General features: G+C 48.3%; 19 protein-coding genes. 18 read left to right on the forward strand and 1 reads right to left on the reverse strand.

The features are described from left to right. Positions 1 to 124 precede the first annotated feature (124 nt). From acpP to RS889_RS09475, 16 genes are all read left to right on the forward strand, one after another. The gene (gene acpP, locus RS889_RS09400) at positions 125 to 361 is read left to right on the forward strand and encodes an acyl carrier protein (protein WP_016940845.1); all 237 of its coding nucleotides are present in this window, start codon (positions 125 to 127) and stop codon (positions 359 to 361) included. Positions 362 to 445: 84 nt separating this feature from the next. Next, positions 446 to 1687, forward strand: a complete 1242-nt coding sequence (fabF, locus tag RS889_RS09405; RefSeq protein WP_021016376.1) for a beta-ketoacyl-ACP synthase II — start codon at positions 446 to 448, stop codon at positions 1685 to 1687. A 128-nt stretch (positions 1688 to 1815) separates the two neighbouring features. Then, on the forward strand, positions 1816 to 2619 hold the full coding sequence (gene pabC / locus RS889_RS09410) for an aminodeoxychorismate lyase (RefSeq protein ID WP_315710412.1): 804 nt from the start codon (positions 1816 to 1818) through the stop codon (positions 2617 to 2619). 5 nt (positions 2620 to 2624) lie between these two features. Further along, positions 2625 to 3641, forward strand: coding sequence for an endolytic transglycosylase MltG (gene mltG / locus RS889_RS09415; protein ID WP_315710414.1), 1017 nt, complete (start codon positions 2625 to 2627; stop codon positions 3639 to 3641). Further along, positions 3641 to 4294: a dTMP kinase gene (tmk, locus tag RS889_RS09420; RefSeq protein WP_021016373.1), complete on the forward strand. Its 654-nt coding sequence runs from the start codon at positions 3641 to 3643 to the stop codon at positions 4292 to 4294. The genes mltG and tmk overlap by 1 nt, the downstream gene beginning before the upstream one ends. Further along, positions 4294 to 5307 carry a DNA polymerase III subunit delta' gene (gene holB / locus RS889_RS09425; RefSeq protein ID WP_315710416.1) on the forward strand — a complete coding sequence of 338 codons (1014 nt, stop codon included), beginning with the start codon at positions 4294 to 4296 and terminating at the stop codon, positions 5305 to 5307. Before tmk ends, holB begins: the two co-directional genes overlap by 1 nt. An 18-nt stretch (positions 5308 to 5325) precedes the next feature. Continuing rightward, complete coding sequence (locus RS889_RS09430) at positions 5326 to 6123, forward strand: metal-dependent hydrolase (protein ID WP_315710417.1); 798 nt, start codon at positions 5326 to 5328, stop codon at positions 6121 to 6123. Between the two features lie 317 nt (positions 6124 to 6440). Beyond that, entirely contained in the window at positions 6441 to 7874 is a 1434-nt protein-coding gene (ptsG, locus tag RS889_RS09435; protein WP_021016370.1) for a PTS glucose transporter subunit IIBC, read from the forward strand. Between the two features lie 351 nt (positions 7875 to 8225). Then, positions 8226 to 9287: a malate/lactate/ureidoglycolate dehydrogenase gene (locus RS889_RS09440; RefSeq protein WP_315710419.1), complete on the forward strand. Its 1062-nt coding sequence runs from the start codon at positions 8226 to 8228 to the stop codon at positions 9285 to 9287. Positions 9288 to 9397: 110 nt separating this feature from the next. Then, on the forward strand, positions 9398 to 9748 hold the full coding sequence (gene hinT / locus RS889_RS09445) for a purine nucleoside phosphoramidase (protein ID WP_021016368.1): 351 nt from the start codon (positions 9398 to 9400) through the stop codon (positions 9746 to 9748). 153 nt (positions 9749 to 9901) lie between these two features. After that, entirely contained in the window at positions 9902 to 10477 is a 576-nt protein-coding gene (lpoB, locus tag RS889_RS09450; protein WP_315710420.1) for a penicillin-binding protein activator LpoB, read from the forward strand. Further along, positions 10437 to 11321 carry a phosphotransferase gene (locus tag RS889_RS09455; protein ID WP_315710421.1) on the forward strand — a complete coding sequence of 295 codons (885 nt, stop codon included), beginning with the start codon at positions 10437 to 10439 and terminating at the stop codon, positions 11319 to 11321. Before lpoB ends, RS889_RS09455 begins: the two co-directional genes overlap by 41 nt. A gap of 54 nt (positions 11322 to 11375) precedes the next feature. Beyond that, a complete protein-coding gene (nagZ, locus tag RS889_RS09460) occupies positions 11376 to 12404 on the forward strand; it encodes a beta-N-acetylhexosaminidase (RefSeq protein WP_315710422.1) in 1029 nt (342 codons plus the stop codon). A gap of 59 nt (positions 12405 to 12463) precedes the next feature. Continuing rightward, on the forward strand, positions 12464 to 13006 hold the full coding sequence (gene ycfP / locus RS889_RS09465) for an alpha/beta hydrolase YcfP (RefSeq protein WP_315710424.1): 543 nt from the start codon (positions 12464 to 12466) through the stop codon (positions 13004 to 13006). Positions 13007 to 13315: 309 nt separating this feature from the next. Next, positions 13316 to 14614, forward strand: a complete 1299-nt coding sequence (locus RS889_RS09470; RefSeq protein WP_425475146.1) for an NAD(P)/FAD-dependent oxidoreductase — start codon at positions 13316 to 13318, stop codon at positions 14612 to 14614. Positions 14615 to 14942: 328 nt separating this feature from the next. Beyond that, the gene (locus tag RS889_RS09475) at positions 14943 to 15482 is read left to right on the forward strand and encodes a glycine zipper 2TM domain-containing protein (RefSeq protein WP_021016362.1); all 540 of its coding nucleotides are present in this window, start codon (positions 14943 to 14945) and stop codon (positions 15480 to 15482) included. 205 nt (positions 15483 to 15687) lie between these two features. On the opposite strand, the gene RS889_RS09480 is transcribed toward RS889_RS09475, so the two are convergent. Further along, on the reverse strand, positions 15688 to 16758 hold the full coding sequence (locus RS889_RS09480; RefSeq protein WP_021016361.1) for a LacI family DNA-binding transcriptional regulator: 1071 nt from the start codon (positions 16756 to 16758) through the stop codon (positions 15688 to 15690). A 316-nt stretch (positions 16759 to 17074) separates the two neighbouring features. Here RS889_RS09480 and RS889_RS09485 point away from each other — a divergent pair, with 316 nt between their 5' ends. Together RS889_RS09485 and RS889_RS09490 are read left to right on the forward strand one after the other, a co-directional pair. Further along, positions 17075 to 18376 carry an MFS transporter gene (locus RS889_RS09485; protein WP_021016360.1) on the forward strand — a complete coding sequence of 434 codons (1302 nt, stop codon included), beginning with the start codon at positions 17075 to 17077 and terminating at the stop codon, positions 18374 to 18376. A 33-nt stretch (positions 18377 to 18409) separates the two neighbouring features. After that, positions 18410 to 20773, forward strand: coding sequence for a glycoside hydrolase family 31 protein (locus RS889_RS09490; RefSeq protein WP_315710426.1), 2364 nt, complete (start codon positions 18410 to 18412; stop codon positions 20771 to 20773). The last annotated feature ends 125 nt before the right edge of the window (positions 20774 to 20898 follow it).

A 20898-nucleotide genomic window follows, 5' to 3' on the forward strand; every position in this document is an offset into this window, starting at 1 on the left:
GCGAAAACCGCAAAAAAGCACAAAATCTTGGTTCGACCAGTCTTGATTTTGTTGCATCTTTTTCAACATTTTATACACTACGAAAACCATCGCGAAAGCGAGTTTTGATAGGAAATTTAAGAGTATGAGCACTATCGAAGAACGCGTTAAGAAAATCATCGTTGAGCAGCTTGGTGTTAAAGCGGAAGAAGTGGTAAATAATGCTTCTTTCGTAGATGACCTCGGCGCTGATTCTCTTGACACTGTTGAGCTGGTAATGGCACTGGAAGAAGAGTTTGATACTGAAATTCCAGATGAAGAAGCTGAAAAGATCACAACTGTTCAGGCAGCCATTGATTTCATTCAGGCTAATCAGCAGTAATCGAACATATCTAGGCGGTCATTCGACCGCCTAAGTTTCTTTTTTTGCACCCCTGTATCATTTTTCCCTCCCTGGAGGTTCAGCGTGTCTAAGCGTCGAGTAGTTGTGACTGGTCTGGGCATGTTATCTCCTGTCGGCAATACAGTAGAGTCAAGCTGGAATACTTTGCTTGCCGGTCAGAGTGGTATCAACCTGATTGACCATTTCGATACTAGTGCCTATGCAACGCGTTTTGCTGGCTTAGTAAAGGACTTTAACTGTGAGGAATTTATCTCGCGTAAAGAAGCACGCAAGATGGATTCTTTTATTCAATACGGAATTGTGGCCGGTATTCAAGCCATGCAGGATTCTGGTCTTGAGGTTACGGAAACCAATGCTCCCCGTATTGGGGCTGCAATTGGTTCTGGTATTGGTGGCCTAGGACTTATTGAAGAAAACCATAACTCCCTGGTTCATGGCGGGCCACGTAAAATCAGTCCGTTTTTTGTCCCGTCTACCATTGTTAATATGGTCGCTGGGCATCTGACTATTATGTATGGTCTGCGCGGGCCAAGTATTTCTATTGCTACAGCGTGCACATCTGGTGTGCATAATATTGGCCATGCTGCACGCATTATTGCTTATGATGATGCGGACGTGATGTTGGCTGGTGGGGCTGAAAAAGCCAGTACGCCATTGGGTGTCGGCGGTTTTGGCGCTGCCCGTGCATTGTCGACTCGTAACGATAATCCGCAGGCTGCCAGTCGGCCCTGGGATAAAGACCGTGATGGTTTTGTTCTGGGTGATGGCGCCGGTATTATGGTACTCGAAGAGTATGAGCATGCTAAAAAGCGCGGAGCCAAAATTTATGCAGAAATAGTGGGTTTTGGTATGAGCAGCGATGCTTACCATATGACTTCACCACCGGAAGATGGTGCTGGAGCTGCATTGGCAATGGTAAATGCGCTACGTGATGCCGGAGTTAGCACCTCTCAGGTGGGATATATCAATGCGCATGGAACCTCGACATCTGTGGGCGACAAAGCGGAAACGCAAGCTGTCAAATCCGTCTTTGGGGCAGATGCTTCCCGTGTGCTGATTAGTTCAACAAAATCCATGACCGGTCATCTGTTAGGTGCGGCAGGTGCTATTGAGTCTATCTTCAGTATTCTTGCACTGCGTGATCAGGCTGTACCACCGACGATTAATCTGGATAACCCTGATGAGGGATGCGATCTTGACTTTATTCCTCATGAAGCACGTCAGGTAGCCAACGTAGAATACACTTTGTGTAATTCCTTTGGATTTGGTGGTACTAACGGCTCACTGGTATTCCGTAAAATCTAATATGATGTTTTAGTAGAAAACCCGGTTTTACCGGGTTTTTTTTTGGATCTATATAAAATCAGATAGCGACTACTTGTGAATGATGGCATGCACTGACAAGCTGATTTGGTCAAGAGGGAGTAAATACTATGCTCTGGATTAATGGCGAACAGGAACAACAACTGTCGGCATTGGATCGTGGTACCCAGTTTGGTGATGGCTGCTTTACCACAGCAAGAGTGGTGAATGATCGTATTGTATGGTTTGAGCGTCATCTGCAACGTTTACAGCAGGCGGCAGAAAAATTGATGTTACCCACCGTGGAGTGGAAAAAACTTGAGGCCGAAATGCATCAGGCTGCTCGTGGATATCAAGATGGTATTGTGAAGGTTATCATCACCCGAGGGCAGGGTGGGCGAGGATACAGCCCTGGTGGTTGCCAAGGATCCACGCGTATTGTTATGCAGTCTGATTATCCTGAACATTATACACGTTGGCGAAGCGAAGGCATTAGCCTGGCGGTTAGTCCGGTAAGATTAGCCAGAAGCACATTGTTGGCCGGGATAAAGCATCTGAATCGGCTTGAACAGATATTCATCCGTATGCATCTTGAACAGACCAGTGCTGATGAGGCCTTGGTGCTTGACACCGCTGGTTGGGTGGTGGAATGCTGTGCGGCTAATTTATTCTGGCGCAAGGGAAACGTGGTATATACGCCAGATGTATCGCAAGCTGGCGTGGATGGCGTGGCGCGACAGCATATTATTGCGCAGTTGGCAGTGTCAGATTTCCGGTTGCAGATTGTAAATGCGCCGCTGGAGACATTGGCGGATGCGGAAGAACTGATAGTTTGTAATGCATTAATGCCAATAATTCCCGTAAATCAGGTGAATACCTGGTGTTATCGCTCAAGAAAGCTTTACGATTTTCTGAGCCCTAACCATGAGTCATGATTTTTATGCAGAGAACCAAAATTGGTCTTTTGATCGTAACCTTTCTGATTATTGGCGCAGTCGTTTTTTGGAAACAGGTACAGCGTTTTGCACTATCGCCACTATTGATCAAGCAGGATATCATTTTCACGCTTCCAACAGGAACTGGCCGGGAAGCGCTGGAAACATTGTTGATTGAAAAGCAGGTGATGAAGAAGAGCGCATGGTTTCCCTGGTTATTACGGATAGAACCTGAATTGGCGAACTTCAAAGCCGGCAGTTATCGATTTATTCCTGGCATGACTGTCCGTGAAATGCTGGCCTTACTGGCCAGTGGTAAAGAAGCTCAATTTCCTATTCGTTTTATTGAAGGTTCCCGCCTGAAAGACTGGCTGGAGATATTGAAACAGGCCCCTTATATTAAACATACTCTGAGCGATGAAAGTGTTCAGGATATTGCCGATACATTGAATATCAAGGATAAACCTAACCCAGAAGGCTGGTTTTATCCCGATACTTATCTGTACACCGCAGGTACGACCGACAAATCGCTGTTGTTGCGCGCACATCAGCGTATGGAAAAAACACTCAGTAATATTTGGCAGGGACGTCAGGAAGGGTTGCCCTATAAAACACCGGATGAATTGCTGACCATGGCGTCGATTATCGAGAAAGAAACGGCGGTGAATGAAGAGCGGGCACTGGTCGCCTCGGTTTTTATTAACCGTTTACGGGTAGGGATGCGCCTGCAGACAGACCCTTCGGTTATCTATGGTATGGGGGACAGTTACGATGGTGTCATTACGCGCAAAGCGCTTGATACGCCAACCCCATACAATACTTATATTATTATCGGTTTGCCGCCGACACCGATTGCGATGCCTGGCAAGGCATCCCTGGAAGCTGCCGCACATCCTGCCAAAACAAATTACTTCTACTTTGTGGCGACGGGTAAAGGTGGGCATACATTTACCACCAACCTGGTGGAGCATAACCGAGCTGTTCAGCAGTACCGTTCAGTTTTGGCCAGCGAAGGAAAATAATGAACAGTAAATTCATTGTCATTGAAGGCCTTGAGGGAGCAGGGAAAACCAGTGCTAGAAATGTAATAGTTGATACATTGCGCCGGTTTGGTATTCAGGATGTGATGTTTACCCGTGAACCGGGGGGCACACCATTGGCAGAAAAACTGCGTGATCTGATTAAGCAAGGGATTGATGGTGAGAAGGTAACGGATAAAGCCGAACTGCTGATGCTTTATGCTGCGCGGGTACAGTTAGTTGATAATGTGATAAAACCCGCATTGGCTCGTGGAATCTGGGTAATTGGTGATCGTCACGACCTCTCTTCTCAGGCTTATCAAGGCGGCGGGCGGGGTATTGATCCCCAGTTATTACTATCGCTACGTGATACGGTGCTGGGCGACTTTCGTCCTGATTTGACATTATATCTCGATTTACCACCAGCAATGGGCCTTCAGCGTGCTCGTCAACGCGGTGAACTGGATCGTATCGAACAGGAGTCACTAGCATTTTTTGAACGAACTCGGACGCGATACCAGGAATTGGCCGCTCAGGATGACAGTATCATTACGATTGACGCGTCCCAATCCATTGACGAAGTTGGCAACAATATTAGCAATGTCTTGTCGCAGTGGTTACGGCAGTCGGGAATCTCTGGTGAGGTACAAGACTGATGGAATGGTATCCGTGGCTTAATACCGCTTATCGTCAACTGCTTGGGCAGTATCAGTCAGGACGTGGGCACCATGCATTGCTGATTCACGCATTGACTGGCATGGGCGATGCCTCGCTGGTGTATGCGTTAGGTCGCTGGCTATTGTGTCAGCATCGAGAGGGGATCAAAAGTTGCGGGAAATGCCATTCTTGCCAGTTGATGAGTGCTGGTACGCATCCTGATTGGCATGTGCTCCGTCCTGAAAAAGGAAAGCAGAGTCTGGGTGTCGATGCAGTACGTGACGTGCTGGAGACAATATATCAGCATGCCCGTCAGGGGGGGGTGAAACTGATTTGGTTACCGCTGGCAGAGTCATTAACCGAAGCTGCGGCCAATGCTTTGCTGAAAACGCTTGAAGAGCCACCGATGGAGACCTATTTCTTACTGGGATGCAGAGAGCCTTCTCGCTTGTTGGCCACCTTTCGCAGCCGTTGTTTATACCACTATCTTGATGTGCCGGATGAAGCGTATAGCGTGCAATGGCTGAGTAGTCACTATCCGATGGACAGTCAGGCGACACTGACGGCGCTGAGATTATATGCCGGTGCACCGCTGGCTGCCGCCAAGCTGTTGCAGCCTGAACATTGGAAACCACGGCAAACACTGTGCCTGACGTTGTCTGATTGTCTGATACAGCGGAACTTTTTGCCATTAGTTACTCCGTTGAATCACGAAGATGTTGATGATCGAATTCACTGGTTGTCTGCATTGTTACTTGATGCCATAAAGTGTCAGCATGGGGCAGAGGAGTATCTGGTTAATCAGGATCAGCTTCATCTGGTGCAACAATTGGCGAACACGCTGGACAGTGATCGACTACACCATGAACTGCGTCAATGGTTACAATGCCGTCATCAGTTGCGCGTCATAACCGGTGTGAACCGCGAGTTATTGTTAACAGAACGGCTGCTGAACTGGGAACAAAATCTGTCGGTAGCAACGCTTTTGCCATCCCATCCATTTTCTGTCTGATTACTACTGGATAGCTATATGTTGTTAGTTGATTCTCACTGCCATCTTGACGGACTGGATTACCAGTCTTTGCATAAAAATGTCACCGATGTGCTTGAAAAAGCGCAATGCCGGGATGTTGGGTTTGTGTTGGCTGTTGCAACCACATTGACGGGTTTTCGCGCGATGGCTGAGCTTATCGGTGAAAGAGAAAATGTCGCTTTTTCCTGTGGAGTACATCCGCTTAATCAGGATGCGCCTTATGATTATGCTGAACTGCGCGAATTGGCTTCTTCTCCTGTGGTGGTGGCAATGGGGGAAACCGGCCTGGATTATTATTATCAGCAGGAAACCAAAGTGCAGCAACAAGCGTCTTTTCGGGAGCATATCCGCATTGGCCGCGAGTTAAACAAACCGGTCATTGTGCATACCCGTTCGGCCCGAGAAGACACGTTGACGATTCTGGAAGAAGAAAACGTAGAAGCCTGTGGCGGCGTATTACACTGTTTTACAGAAGATCTGCCGACAGCAAGGAAACTGCTGGATATGGGGTTCTATATCTCTTTTTCAGGTATTGTCACGTTTCGTAATGCAGAAGAGTTACGCGAGGTTGCTCGATATATACCGCTGGACAGAATGTTGATTGAAACTGATTCACCGTGGCTAGCACCGGTGCCCTATCGGGGCAAAGAAAATCAGCCTGCCTATGTCCGTGACGTCGCTGAATATTTGTCCGTCCTTAAAGGCGTCAGTCTGGAAACGTTGGCAATGACTACAACCCATAACTTTTCACAGCTATTTCATATTGATTCAGCACGGTTGACCGCCACTGAATAGTGGATGAGAATAGCCGAGTTTTTTTTCGCTTCGTAATTAATGAACGAGAACATAAGCCTAACTCGGCTTGTATCTGGGCCGGGTTGTGGCTTTTTTTAGTGATTGATCACAAATAACGAGACTTTCAGTATGGATGCTGTCTATCCGTACATTAAAACGTGACTGTTATCAAACATTGAACACGGCATTTATTTTACTCTGCGTAAAAATTATGAGGGTGCTAAGACACCCAACACTGGGAAGAATGTTATCCCCACCTTCAATGCCATATCAAAAATAAAAGTACTAGCACTATATACTCAGGAGCACTCTCAATTATGTTTAAAAACGCATTTGCAAACCTGCAAAAAGTAGGTAAGTCGCTCATGCTGCCGGTATCTGTACTGCCTATTGCAGGTATTCTGCTGGGCGTCGGATCGGCCAATTTTAGCTGGTTACCTGCGGTTGTCTCTAGTGTCATGGCACAAGCCGGTGATTCGGTATTTGCCAATATGCCACTGATTTTTGCTATTGGTGTCGCGCTGGGCTTCACCAATAACGACGGTGTTTCAGCACTGGCTTCAGTGGTTGCCTATGGCATCATGGTCAAAACCATGGCCGTTGTGGCACCATTGGTTCTGCATTTGCCAGCGACAGAAATCGCTGCCAAGCATTTGGCCGATACTGGGGTTCTGGGGGGGATTATTGCAGGCGCCATTGCGGCGTATATGTTTAATCGTTTCTACCGCATTCAGTTGCCGGAGTATCTGGGGTTCTTCGCTGGTAAACGGTTTGTACCGATTATTTCCGGACTGGCTGCCATTATCACAGGTCTGGTTCTGTCTTTCATCTGGCCACCAGTGGGAAGCGTTATCCAGACTTTCTCTCAGTGGGCGGCTTATCAGAACCCGGTAGTAGCCTTCTTTATCTACGGTCTTGTCGAACGTAGCCTGGTACCGTTTGGTTTACACCATATCTGGAATGTACCTTTCCAGATGCAGATTGGTGAGTTCACCAATGCGGCGGGTCAGGTATTTCATGGCGATATTCCTCGTTACATGGCGGGTGACCCGACTGCTGGCAAACTGTCTGGCGGTTTCCTGTTTAAAATGTACGGTCTGCCGGCTGCGGCTATTGCCATTTGGCATACAGCCAAACCGGAAAACCGCGCTAAAGTCGGTGGGATTATGATCTCAGCGGCATTGACCTCTTTCCTGACAGGGATCACTGAGCCGATTGAGTTCTCTTTCCTATTTGTGGCGCCAATTCTTTATGTAATTCACGCTATTCTGGCAGGTCTGGCATTCCCGATCTGTATCCTGCTGGGTATGCGAGATGGCACCAGTTTCTCCCATGGTCTGATCGACTTCATCGTATTAAGTGGCCACGGTAGCAGACTGTGGTTGTTCCCGATTGTGGGCCTTGGTTATGCGCTCGTTTATTACACTATTTTCCGTGTGCTGATTGTTAAACTGGACTTGAAAACACCTGGTCGTGAAGATTCCACTATCGAGCAGCTCTCACAGAACAGCACCGAAATGGCGGCTTCGTTGGTATCGGCATTCGGTGGTAAAGAAAATATCACTAATCTGGACGCTTGTATTACTCGTTTGCGTGTCAGCGTAAGCGATGTTGCCAAGGTGGATCAGGCTAGTCTGAAACAATTGGGTGCGGCCGGTGTTGTGGTTGCCGGCTCTGGTGTCCAGGCTATATTTGGTACCAAGTCTGATAACCTTAAAACCGATATGGATGACTATATCCGCAATCACTAAGCAGGTAGTGGGTTGCTATTGAAAGAAGGGCGCGAAAGCGCCCTCAGACCGTTGACAAACTTAGATATAGCGTCAGAACGGTGATAATGAGGAAGAGGAGTAAAGCATCCGCGCCAGGGATGGCGCGGCTTGAGCTTACAGGGAGGTACTTGCAGCGCCTTTACGATCTTCTCATTATCGCCGCTATATAGACGTTGTCATCAAACTCAGGGCGCGAAAGCGCCCTTTTTCATGCGTAAAAAACAGTCTGGACATGAAACCGATAATCGATTCCCTCTCAGAGGATTTCAGCAGTAGGATAAAAGGACAACCGGTAGCAACATGATTAACCATACTTTGAAGGGAAGAGTGATGCAGATTTCAGCCGACCAGTTAATACAGATTTCGCGTGAATTGTTACGAAAGGCAGGATGTGAGGAAGATGAAGCGTTATGTGTGTCCGATCATCTGGTGGCCGCCAACCTGAAAGGGCACGATAGCCATGGTGTCGGCATGTTACCGGACTATGTCAGCTTTATTGCCCAGGGCTTGATGCACCCGAATACACCTGCGCGTTTATTACGTGATGCTGGTGCTGTGCTACAGTTTGCCGGTGATCGTGGCTTCGGTCAGCGTACCGGAAAAGAGGCGATGCAAGCTGCTATTGAGCGAGTAAAAACAACCGGTGTCTGCCTGATGACATTATCATCGACGTGCCATCTTGGCCGAATTGGAACGTATGGAGAAATGGCGGCCGAGGCTGGCATGATAGCCATCCACTTTGTTAACGTTAATGACCTGCCGCCGTTGGTTGCACCTTTTGGTGGCAGCGAAGCGCGTTTCGGAACCAATCCGATTTGTATCGCTTTCCCTGGCACTCACGAGCACCCAGCGTTTATTCTTGATTTTGCTACCAGCATGGTCGCGTTGGGGAAAACACGAGTGGCTTATCTGGCTGGCAAAACATTTGATGACGATGTCATGCTGGACCAGAAAGGGCATCCGACCAACGATCCCCGTGTTATGTGGGAGGGCGAAAGTACCGGCGCGCTGAGGCCGATTGCCCTGCATAAAGGCGGTGGACTGATACTGGCGGCAGAGTTGCTGGCCGGTATTTTGTCTGGTGGGGGAACGGTTCAGCCAAACAACCAACGCCAGGGAGCGATTGTGAACAACATGACGACCATTGTGATCGATCCTTCTCAGTTGGTTGCCATGGAGTGGCTGCAACGAGAATATGATGACATGCTGGAGTATGTCCGTTCCTCAAAAGCCACGGATCCGAACACACCAATATTGATTGCGGGTGAGCCGGAGATACAGACGCGGCAACAGCGTACCGAGGTCGGTGTAACGGTTGCAGATCAGGAATGGCAGAGAATTGTCGCTGCCGGACGTCAACTGGGAATGTCCGCTACAGCATTTTCTGTATAACCATAGGACTAGTTTGCTTAAAGCGACAAAGAAAGTTGAAAATAACCAGATTCAACACGCATACTGCCAGCACACTGCTAACCAGTGTCGATTTTTAAAGGATATATATCATGGCTGAAGAAACTATTTTTAGTAAAATTATCCGCCGGGAGATTCCTGCCGATGTGGTCTACCAGGATGAATTGGTCACTGCTTTCCGTGACATCGCACCACGTACACCTACCCATATTCTGATTGTTCCGAATGTGTTGATTCCAACCGTTAACGACACCACCGCCGAGCATGAAGCCGCTTTAGGTCGCATGATTACGGTTGCCGGAAAAATTGCGCAGCAGGAAGGGATTGCTGATGATGGTTACCGCTTGATTATTAATTGCAATCGTCATGGCGGACAGGAAGTTTATCACGTACATATGCATCTTCTTGGCGGATGTGCGCTGGGGCCTTTGCTGGCTATTTAATTTATGCCTGTTATGTGCAGATCCATTGATACCCTGTCCGGTGACGGTGTCATTTTTCTGACAACATGCAGAACATTTTTCAATGCACAGTAGCTGAGATGTGAGACAGGCACGTTTTCAGCGCTTTCGGTACGGCGTGTTACGAGGATAAATATGAAAAAATATCTAGGACTATTGCTGTTGGCGCTGGTACTGGCTGGGTGTTCCAACCGTCCACCCGAGTCTGGACAACCGCCTGCCAGCATTGAGCCGGTACAACCGGAAAAACCAACATTGCCGCCACAAAGTGAGCCCCTACCTGTACCGCCTAAACTTCAGACATTTGACTGGGACGCGAGCATAACACCGCTGATTGATCAGATGCTCAAGACGAGCGGCATCAACAAGGGCAGTATTCTGTTGGTGGATAACATGAAAAATAACACCAACGGTGCGCTGCAAACAGTCAACGCCACCACGTCTATCTATCATGCACTGGCAGCCAACACGGTGTTTACGGTGGTGTCACGGGAACAATTAGCCGTTGCCCGACAAACGTTGGGAATTTCTGCGGAGGATAGCCTGGGATCACGGACCAAAGCCATTGGTCTGGCGCGTTACATTGGCGCACAATATGCACTGTACAGCGATGTCAGTGGTGATGTGAATTCGCCCAATCTGGATATGCAACTGATGCTGGTACGAACCGGTGAAATCGTCTGGTCCGGCAGTGGCACGGTACGCCAGTAAAAATGAGTTGGTGGCACTCATCCGTCAGGTTATCCCGACGGTGATAACCACCGGTTTTCATTTGGTGCCGATCCGCGGGCTGAGTTCGGAAAACTGGCGGATTTGCACGTCGCAAGGTGATTGGCTGGCGCGTCCCCAGTTATTGGCGGGATTACAGATTGGTACTGATCGTCAGCGTGAGTTTGTGGTATTGCGTCAGATGGCGGCGCATGGATTGTCGCCCCGACCGCTATGTTGGCAGCAAGGATGGCTGATTATTGAGTGGTTATCCGGCCATATCGCCACACAGGAGGCATTCATTGATGCAGTTAATGATGGCAGTCTGGCTGTCAGTCTGGCGCGTTTGCATCAGCAACCTGGCTATGGTTTTCTGCTTGATCTGAAAACACGGTTTGCCCGCCACTGGCAGTTGATGGACCCTGGTCGTCGTTCGCCGGCATTATTAAAACGACATCAGATGTTTCAACATCGTCGCCTTCCTGAAGGTGGTATCTTCGCACCTCTGCATCTCGATATACATGCTGGCAATCTGCTGCAAAAACAGGATCAGTGGTGGTTTATTGACTGGGAGTATGCCGCTGATGGTGATATTGCGCTGGAAGTGGCTGGGCTATTTCGCGCCAATGATCTGAACGAGGCATCACAACAACGTTTTCTGGACGCGTATTGTCATCAGTGGCCGGGATTATGCCCTGATGTGCTCGGGCATCGGGTTTACCAGTGGTTGCCCTGGGTCGACTTCATGATACTGATGTGGTACGAAGTGCGCTGGCAACAAACACACCAGAAATCATTTTTGCAGGCTGCTGACGCGATGCGGCTGAGATTGGGAATAACACCTTGAAACGGCAGGAGCCGTGACCTATACCATACCGAGCGGATAAATAAAGGGGTTTTTGTGGGGCCGTTAATGTTAGATGTTGCCAGCTATGAGCTGAATGCTGAAGATCGTGAAGTTTTACAACATCCGTTGGTCGGTGGCGTGATTCTATTCAGCCGAAATTTTCATGATGTCGCACAGTTGCGAGAACTGGTGCGGCAAATCCGCCAGGTTTCTGGGACGCGGCGAGTGATAGCGGTGGATCAGGAAGGTGGCCGGGTGCAACGGTTTCGTGAAGGTTTCACCACGTTGCCAGCAGCACAGGCATTTGCGGCACTCAACGATCTGCACCGTGCCCAGCAGTTGGCGGAAGAGGCAGGGTGGCTGATGGCGGCGGAACTGGTGTCAATGGATATCGATATCAGTTTTGCCCCGGTATTGGACGTGGGTCATCAGTGTACCGCGATTGGCGAGCGTTCATTCCATGACCAACCGGAAATTGCATTGGCCGTGGCGGGCCGATTTATTGATGGTATGCACAGCGCGGGAATGAAAGTTACGGGCAAGCATTTCCCCGGACATGGTGCTGTTATTGCTGATTCGCATAAGGAAACCCCTCGAGACGACCGTCCGCTAGATCAAATTCGTACGTGCGACATGTGGATGTTTCGTGAGTTGATTTCACGTCAGCAGTTAGATGCCGTCATGCCTGCCCATGTGATTTATACTCAGGCTGATCCGCATCCTGCCAGTGGTTCTCCTTACTGGTTAAAACAGGTACTCCGTCAGGAGCTGGGTTTTGGCGGCGTCATATTTTCTGATGATCTCTCAATGGAAGGGGCGGCTGTGTTGGGAAGTTATACGGAGCGTGCGCAGGCGGCGCTGGATGCCGGGTGTGATATGATTCTGGTGTGTAACCAACGTAAGGGCGCCGTTAGTGTACTGGATAATTTGTCTCCGGTTATGGCGGCAGGAATAAGCAATCTTTATCATCGGGTAACCTTTACCCGTCAGCAGTTGCTAGACTCATCGCGTTGGAAACAGGCCAATCAAGCGTTGATTGCGTTGAATGAACAATGGCAGACGTACAAGACGGATAAGCTATAAACACCTATTCTATTAGGTAATAACCTGGTGTGTCAGTAAATGCAGCGGTGAGGATACAGATGATTATCTACTTACACGGTTTTGATTCAAGCAGTCCCGGTAACCATGAAAAAGTTCTGCAGTTGCAGTTCATTGACGACGATGTTCGTCTGGTTAGCTACAGCACATTACACCCCCGTCATGATATGCAACACTTACTGAAAGAAGTGGACAAACTGTTGCAGTTTAGTGCTGATGATCGTCCACTTATCTGTGGTGTCGGGCTGGGGGGGTTTTGGGCAGAGCGTATTGGTTTTCTGTGTGATATTCGACAGGCTATCTTCAATCCTAATCTGTTTCCACAGGAAAACATGCTAGGGAAAATTGATCGTCCCGAAGAGTATGTGGATATAGCCACCAAATGCGTGGATAACTTTCGTGAAAAAAATCGTGATCGTTGTCTGGTAATGTTGTCCCGTCATGATGAAGTTCTTGATAGCCAACATACTGCCCAAGTGCTGGATAACTACTACGAAATTATTTGGGATGAAACTGAAACCCATAAATTCAAGAATATCTCACCGCATTTGCAGAGAATAAAAGCGTTTAAAACGCTGGGATAATTCCTTCCAAATTTCTTTTTTCTTTACCTCATCAGGCTCAGCATGATACGGGCCTGATGCCCTTTTCTAAATGAACAAACCCACGCTAACCTATTGAACAATAGGTTAAAATAGCGGCTTCGTGGCCTATGTAACTAAAATAAATTGATATATATCAATTTTGGTGTGACCAAATGACCACGCATGCTATTCTGATGAAAATTACTCGATTTAATTTAAGTATAACACTATGTAATATAAGGTTATTCTCTATTTAACTTATTATTAACTATTGGTTCATTATTTTCTCAGGGGGTTATTTTGACATCAATGCCAATCAAAAAAATCGTGATTGTCGGCGGCGGTGCGGGCGGACTGGAACTGGCAACCAGTTTGGGTCATAAACTGGGACGCAAGGGCAACGCTGAAATCACGTTGATTGATCGCAACCATAGCCATCTCTGGAAGCCGTTATTGCATGAAGTCGCTACCGGTTCACTGGATGATAATATGGATGCGTTGAGCTATCTGGCGCATGCCCGCCATCACCATTTCCGATTCCAGTTGGGTACCTTGACGGATATTAATCGTGAAAAAAAAGTGGTTCAACTGGCGGAAATCCGTAACGAACAGAGTGAACTGCTGGTAGTGGAGCGTACCTTGCCATATGACATTCTGGTGATGGCGTTGGGTAGTATATCGAATGATTTCGGTACTTCTGGCGTTAAAGATCACTGCATTTTCTTGGATAACCCCAGGCAAGCACACCGGTTTCACAATGAAATGCTGAATCTGTTCCTGAAATTTACAGCCCACCATGGCGAGAAGGATCGGGTGAATATCGCTATTGTTGGTGGTGGCGCTACTGGGGTTGAGCTGTCTGCTGAACTGTACAATGCGGTTAAACAACTACATAGTTACGGATTTGACGGATTAGATAATCAAGCGCTGAACGTGACGCTGGTAGAAGCGGGTGAACGTATTCTGCCGGCGCTGCCAGCACGAATCTCTGCCGCCGCGCATCAGGAGTTAACCAATATTGGTGTCCGGGTATTGACCAAAACCATGGTGACCAGTGCGCAATCGGACGGATTGAATACCCGGGATGGTGAATTTATCAATGCCGATCTGATGGTTTGGGCGGCGGGTATTAAAGCACCCGACGCGATAAAGGACATTGCGGGTTTGGAAACCAACCGTATCAATCAGTTGGTGGTTGGGGCAACGTTACAGACAACCCGTGATCCTGATATTTTTGCCCTTGGTGACTGCGCTTCCTGTCCGCAGCCAACTGGAGGCGTTGTGCCACCGCGTGCTCAGGCCGCGCACCAGATGGCGTCACACTGCTATAGCAATATTCTTGCGCTACTGAATGGTCAGTCACTGAAACCTTATATATACAAGGATCACGGCTCACTGGTTTCGCTGTCTAAATTCAGCACGGTTGGTAGTCTGATGGGCAACCTGATGCGAGGATCGGTGATGATTGAAGGCCGAATCGCCCGTATCGTTTATATTTCCTTGTATCGTATGCATCAGATAGCACTACATGGATATATTAAAACGGGATTGATGATGTTGGTAGGTGGTATCAACCGAGTGATCCGTCCGCGTCTGAAGCTGCATTGATCGTTTGTCCCTCCTGGTCTGCATTCGCAGGCCAGCTACATTATTGATACTCTTCTCTGGGCAGCAGAATATCCCGTCTTTTTGCGCACTCTCGTTAAGAAAATTCCCGATTGGGTTTTTATTGTCACCAATCTACTATTTTTAGTTAACAAATCCTATTGTGAGCGAGAAAGACATTGTGCAAACTCTCGCATGTTTACTGGCGGCGGCGGTGTATATGTCACTATCTCTGAAGGATGGTTATTTAGATGTAATCTCTGCGCTGCCGTGTAATGCATGTCGGGGCAGATGATGAACAATGTATAGTCATAGAGTCAGGAGGTTTCCTGTGAACAAATCAATGTTAGCGGGTATAAGTATCGGGATGGTTGCGGCATTGGGGCTGGCTGCAGCTGCCAGTTTGGATGTCTTTTCGTCCAAACCTCAGTTTGCGCAAGTGTTGACAGCAATCCCAATTAAAGAAACGGTGAAAACGCCACGTAAGGAGTGCCGTAATGTGACGGTCACACATCGTCAACCGGTGCAGGATGAAAATCGTCTTGCCGGTTCGTTACTGGGGGCAGTTGCGGGTGGTGTACTTGGACATCAGATCGGTGGTGGTCGTGGTCAGGATGTGGCAACAGTTGCGGGTGCGCTGGCTGGTGGTTATGCCGGGAATCAAGTTCAGGGGAAAATGCAGAACAGCGATACCTATGTGACCTCCCAACAGCGTTGTAATACGGTCTATGATAAATCGCAGAAAGTGCTGGGCTATGACGTGACCTATAAAATTGGTGATCGGCAAGGCAAAGTCCGAATGGATCGCGATCCTGGCACCCAAATCCCACTGGACCGCAATGGTCAGTTAGTGCTTAATCCGCAGGTTTAAATTTGAGTATCAGATAAACAAAAACGGCGTTTTTACCGTAATGATTGTCGGTTATGAAACCCGGCTACAGAGGAAAACAGCCACGTTAGGTATCTCTCTGGGAACCCAACGTGGTCTCTCTTCTTAAAACAGGGTTAAGTGAGCAGCATTAGGGTGTTGGTGGCTATGATTATAGCCAACGCTTTTTTCCATTTGGTATGCCTATTCAGTCATAAAGATTATCTGCCTGTACCGGGGCATGCATTTTACTCGGGCGAATGCGTTTAACCGAATCACGGATCACCAGCGTGCCATTCAATAGCAGATTACCCATTACTCTGTCCGGCTGCATAAGCTGGAGTTGTAGTAATCTGACGGCTTCTTTACCTAATTCGTCTCGTGGTACCTGCACCGACGTCAGGGGAATATCATGAATCGCTGCCAGATTAGCGCTATCCATACTCATGACGGAAACCTGCTGTGGTACTCGTAACTGGGCTTTATGCAATGCATTTACTACACCTGCCGCCATAAAATCACCGCCGACCAATATGGCTGTCGGCATCTGTTCTGGCGAACAACCGGCTAAAAATTCAGTGACTTTCTGTTCTGCTTCGGTCGTGCTAAATCCTTGAGTAGTCAAGAGACATCGTGCTTCGTCAAAGGATAAATTATGGCTTTGGTAGGCATCACGGATACCTGCCAGGCGAAGCTCCATGGTGTAACGCCGCAGACATAAAAGAGTAAGTACCTCGCGGTGCCCTTGTTCAAATAAGTAGTTAGCTGAGAATTCGCCAATCAATTGATGTGCTGGCGAAACACCCGGTAGCTTCATTTTGCGATCAATACAGTTGATCAGAATGCAGGGTTTACCCAGGTCGGTTGCCAGCGCATGAACATACGGATCATCAATACCCACCAACATGGCGGCTTCTGTTTCAGGATCACGCATTTTTTCCAGAAACAGTGCCACATCACAATCATTCTCTTCCAGACCACAATAGCGCAGGCGCACATCATGCAATGACAGCGCCTCGATGATGCTTTGAATAACGTTGTGATAAAAAATGTCAGACCGCACATTGAATGCCCGGGATGGCGCGAAAATCATCAAACTCTTCAGCAATAAACGCCCCACGACCAAATCATCCAGTACGCCCTGCTGTCGGGCTGAATGAAGTATGCGTTCTCTGGCAGTGTTGCTGGTATTGGTTTTTCCCGACAACACACGAGAGACTGTACTGATCGAAAACCCCGTTTGTGCCGCGATTTCGCGTATTTTCAGGTTTCTTTTCATTTTGTGATCTCACTACATTTATCAAATGAAAAAATTTTCATGACAGATAAATGGCTTTCATACGGGTGTTTTCTGTCAGAAAGATGCTTCTCTGAACATAACATGAAAATAATTGCAAAAATTTGGGTATTCCCAGGTTTTCAATTCTTCTATCTTGACTCCGATAAATCAATTCAGTGCTGATCACTGGGTTCATTAACTATAAATTTGTTAAAAAACAAAAAGATAAACATATAACTCTGCACGGCTCGATGACTGGTGGGTTTGGCATATAGCAGAACGCTGTCAGTCAGTGCGGTCCTACAAGGAGATCATCATGAGTCTCGACATTAATCAGTCTTCATCAGTAATAAAAGAAAAACGTAAATTGAAAAATTTGCGCTGGTGGATGCTTGTCCTGTTCCTGCTTGGTGTAACGGTCAACTACATTACTCGCAACTCTCTGGGTATTCTGGCCCCGGAACTGAAAACCAGCCTCAATATCAGTACCGAACAATATTCATGGATTGTCGGCGCTTTCCAACTGGCCTATACCATTTTCCAGCCATTATGCGGTTGGTTGATAGATGTGATTGGCCTGAAAGTGGGCTTTATGGTCTGCGCCATTGTCTGGGCAATGATGAGCCTATTACACGCAGGCGTCAGTGGCTGGTTACAGCTTGCTGTCCTGCGTTTCTTTATGGGCGGAGCGGAGGCGGCCGCTACTCCGGCCAATGCCAAAACCATTGGCGAATGGTTCCCCAAAAAAGAGCGCCCAATTGCGGCCGGTTGGGCCGGGGTCGGGTTTTCCATTGGTGCGATGTTGGCACCGCCGATTATTGTTCTGGCTCACGTGTCTTTTGGCTGGCAAGGTGCATTTTTGTTTTCCGGCCTGTTGGCAATGGTGTGGGTGGTACTCTGGGGGTTGTTTTACCATAGCCCGGAAACGCATCCCAATTTGAGTCGTGAAGAGCTGGCAATTATCAAGCAGGATAATGAACCGGCTCCGGTCAGGCAGCCTTTTTTCACTGCGCTGGCGACGGTGGCAAAGAATAAGCGTTTTTATGGTATCGCTATTCCAGCATTCATGGCGGAGCCGGCGTGGGCCGTGCTGAGTTTCTGGGTTCCACTGTATCTGGCCAAAGATCAGGGAATGGATTTGAAGCATATTGCCATGTTTGCCTGGTTGCCTTTTCTGGCGGCTGATTTTGGTAGTGTAATCAGTGGTTATCTGACCCGGTTATATGCCCGGTTGTTCGGTTGTTCCCGGATTAACTCCGTCGTCGCCAGCTCAGTAACCGGTGCCTTTCTGATGATATCGTTGGCGTTGGTCAGCATAACTAAAGATCCTTACGTCGCTATCATGTTGATTTCGATTGGTGGATTTGGTCATCAGGTGATCTCGTGCATGCTCAGTGCGCTGGTGGTGGAATCGTTTGACAAAGGGCAGATGGCCACTGTCAACGGTATGCGCGGGTCTTTCGCCTGGATTGCCAGCTTTCTATTCTCACTGTTGATCGGTGTGACTGCGGACAAGATTGGTTTTAACCCTTTGTTTATCGCCATGGGCTTTTTCGATCTGTTCGGTGCAGTGTTCCTGATCGCATTTATCGCTGAGCGTCGCTCACGAGTACATTAAATCTGCTATCGTCATAATGAAAAAGAGTTACGCATGAAAACACTAAAAAACTGGGTATTCCATCAGCAAACCGCTGATCGGATTGAGTTACTGGTTGATGATAGGCATATTTTCCAACTTTATGTTCTTGAACCCGACCTATGCCGGGTATTAATTAAACAGGATGGAAAGTTACACCTGAACCGTACCTGGAGTATTGCGCCGCAGCAGGATGTGCCGTGGCAGGGTCGGTCGCGTGAAAGTACGGATGGATTTAGTCTGCCAGGATTCTCCTTGCGGCAACAGGATGGTGAGTTGCAACTCAGTACTGATCGCCTGCGAATAACGATTCATCAGCCTTTGGGGCTGGAGTGGGAATATTGCGATTCGCAGGGCAAATGGCAGCCATTAGCCGCCGATCGGCCGACCGGTGCGTATCTGCTGAATCAACATGGTGATGGCGTTGAGCATTATCAACGCCGTTTCCCTGAAGATCATTACTATGGTTTGGGAGAGAAAAGCGGCGATCTCAATCGGACGGGCCGTCGGTTTGAATTCCGTAATCTGGATGCAATGGGATATAACGCGGCAACGACGGATCCGCTCTATAAACATCTTCCCTTTACCATTACTCACCGTAGAAACGTCAGCTTTGGTGTTTTTTATGACAACCTCAGCACGACATGGCTCGATTTGGGCAATGAAATCGACAATTACCATCAGCCATACCGACGCTATCAGGCGCAAGCCGGCGATCTGGATTACTATCTGTTTCTCGGCCCCCAAATTCTGGCGGTGACCAAAGCATTTGTCCGGCTGACCGGGAAAACCCTGTTCGGACCTAAATGGAGTCTGGGATACAGTGGCTCAACGATGCACTATACCGATGCGCCTGATGCGCAGCAGCAGCTAATGAAGTTTATCGCGCTGTGTCAACAACACGATATTCCCTGTGATTCGTTTCAACTCTCTTCAGGATATACTTCGATCGGTAGCAAGCGCTATGTTTTTCACTGGAACCGGGACAAAGTGCCGAGCCCGCAGATTATGTCGCAAGCCTTTCATGATGCGGGCATCAAACTTGCCGCTAATATCAAACCTTGCCTGTTACAGGATCATCCGCGGTATCAGGAGGTCGCCTCACAAGGGTTGTTCATCCGTGATGCAGATTGCGACTCTCCCGAACGTTCCAGCTTCTGGGATGATGAAGGTTCTCATCTTGACTTCACCAATCCGGCGACGGTGGCATGGTGGCAAGAGAACATCATGGTTCAACTGTTGGAAAATGGCATAGATTCGACCTGGAATGACAATAATGAATTTGAAGTTTGGGACAAAGAGGCTCGTTGTCACGGGTTTGGTGAAGAAATTGCCATCAAACATATCCGACCTGTTATGCCATTACTGATGATGCGGGCCTCACTGGAAGCTCAGCAACGTTTTTCCCCACAGTTACGTCCTTATCTGATTTCTCGCTCTGGCTGTGCCGGAATGCAACGTTATGTCCAGACCTGGAGTGGCGACAATCGTACCAGTTGGCAGACGCTGCGTTATAACACCCGTATGGGAATTGGAATGAGCCTGTCGGGGTTATATAACATCGGCCATGACGTTGGGGGATTCTCCGGGCATCAACCGGATGCGGAACTGTTTGTGCGTTGGGTACAAAATGGGATTATGCATCCACGCTTTACCATTCATTCGTGGCATGACGATGGTACGGTCAATGAGCCGTGGATGTATCCGGCGGTAACACCGATCATTCGTGATGCCATCATGCTGCGCTACCGGTTGTTACCGTACTTTTATACGTTGTTGTGGCTGGCCAGCGCCGAAGATGAACCGATGCTGCGAGCGACCTTTCTCGATCATGAGCATGATCTACAGACGTTTGTCGAAACCGATGACTTCATGTTGGGACGGGATCTGCTGGTTGCCAGTGTGGTGGAACCGGGACAACGGCAACGTCAGGTTTATCTGCCGGATAATGAGACCGGCTGGTATGAATTTTATAGTGGCCAATGGTACAGCGGAGGGCAAACGATAACACTGGATGCGCCGTTGGAACGCTTACCGTTGATGGTAAGGGCCGGGGCTATGATTCCGATTGCTGCACGGACGCGCTTTGTTTGTCAGGCCGATGATGACCAGCGAGCGTTTTTGGTATTCCCACCACTTGCCGCAGGGCAACAGCGTGGCGTGTTGTTTGAGGATGATGGAGAAACCCATCACTGGCGGCAGGGGGATGCATTATGGCTGCACTGGGAAATGACCTGTGATAGCCAGCGTATTGATGTTTGCTTCACCCCAAAGGGCAATTTCCATCCGGCTTGGCAGCAAATTGCGCTGCAATTGCCACCGGGAGAAAAACGGCAACTGTACATTAACTCGCGTAAAACTGATTGTTATTCTCTCTGAGTAAATAGTCCATTGTTGTAGAGAAGCGCGTTACGCTGGCATAGGTCAACGCGTTTCTTATTCCAATTGCAGTTGTAAAATAGAAAGTTGCAGGTTTATCAATATGATCGTCGGCGTTATTATCT

Source organism: Brenneria uluponensis, from assembly GCF_032395385.1.
Lineage (GTDB): Bacteria > Pseudomonadota > Gammaproteobacteria > Enterobacterales > Enterobacteriaceae > Prodigiosinella > Prodigiosinella aquatilis.

Coding starts and splice junctions, on each gene's coding strand:
- acpP (WP_016940845.1), top strand. CDS start 125: ATGAGCACTATCGAAGAACGCGTTAAGAAAATCATCGTTGAGCAGCTT.
- pabC (WP_315710412.1), top strand. CDS start 1,816: ATGCTCTGGATTAATGGCGAACAGGAACAACAACTGTCGGCATTGGAT.
- mltG (WP_315710414.1), top strand. CDS start 2,625: ATGCAGAGAACCAAAATTGGTCTTTTGATCGTAACCTTTCTGATTATT.
- tmk (WP_021016373.1), top strand. CDS start 3,641: ATGAACAGTAAATTCATTGTCATTGAAGGCCTTGAGGGAGCAGGGAAA.
- holB (WP_315710416.1), top strand. CDS start 4,294: ATGGAATGGTATCCGTGGCTTAATACCGCTTATCGTCAACTGCTTGGG.
- RS889_RS09430 (WP_315710417.1), top strand. CDS start 5,326: ATGTTGTTAGTTGATTCTCACTGCCATCTTGACGGACTGGATTACCAG.
- ptsG (WP_021016370.1), top strand. CDS start 6,441: ATGTTTAAAAACGCATTTGCAAACCTGCAAAAAGTAGGTAAGTCGCTC.
- RS889_RS09440 (WP_315710419.1), top strand. CDS start 8,226: ATGCAGATTTCAGCCGACCAGTTAATACAGATTTCGCGTGAATTGTTA.
- hinT (WP_021016368.1), top strand. CDS start 9,398: ATGGCTGAAGAAACTATTTTTAGTAAAATTATCCGCCGGGAGATTCCT.
- lpoB (WP_315710420.1), top strand. CDS start 9,902: ATGAAAAAATATCTAGGACTATTGCTGTTGGCGCTGGTACTGGCTGGG.
- ycfP (WP_315710424.1), top strand. CDS start 12,464: ATGATTATCTACTTACACGGTTTTGATTCAAGCAGTCCCGGTAACCAT.
- RS889_RS09470 (WP_425475146.1), top strand. CDS start 13,316: ATGCCAATCAAAAAAATCGTGATTGTCGGCGGCGGTGCGGGCGGACTG.
- RS889_RS09480 (WP_021016361.1), bottom strand. CDS start 16,758: ATGAAAAGAAACCTGAAAATACGCGAAATCGCGGCACAAACGGGGTTT.
- RS889_RS09485 (WP_021016360.1), top strand. CDS start 17,075: ATGAGTCTCGACATTAATCAGTCTTCATCAGTAATAAAAGAAAAACGT.
- RS889_RS09490 (WP_315710426.1), top strand. CDS start 18,410: ATGAAAACACTAAAAAACTGGGTATTCCATCAGCAAACCGCTGATCGG.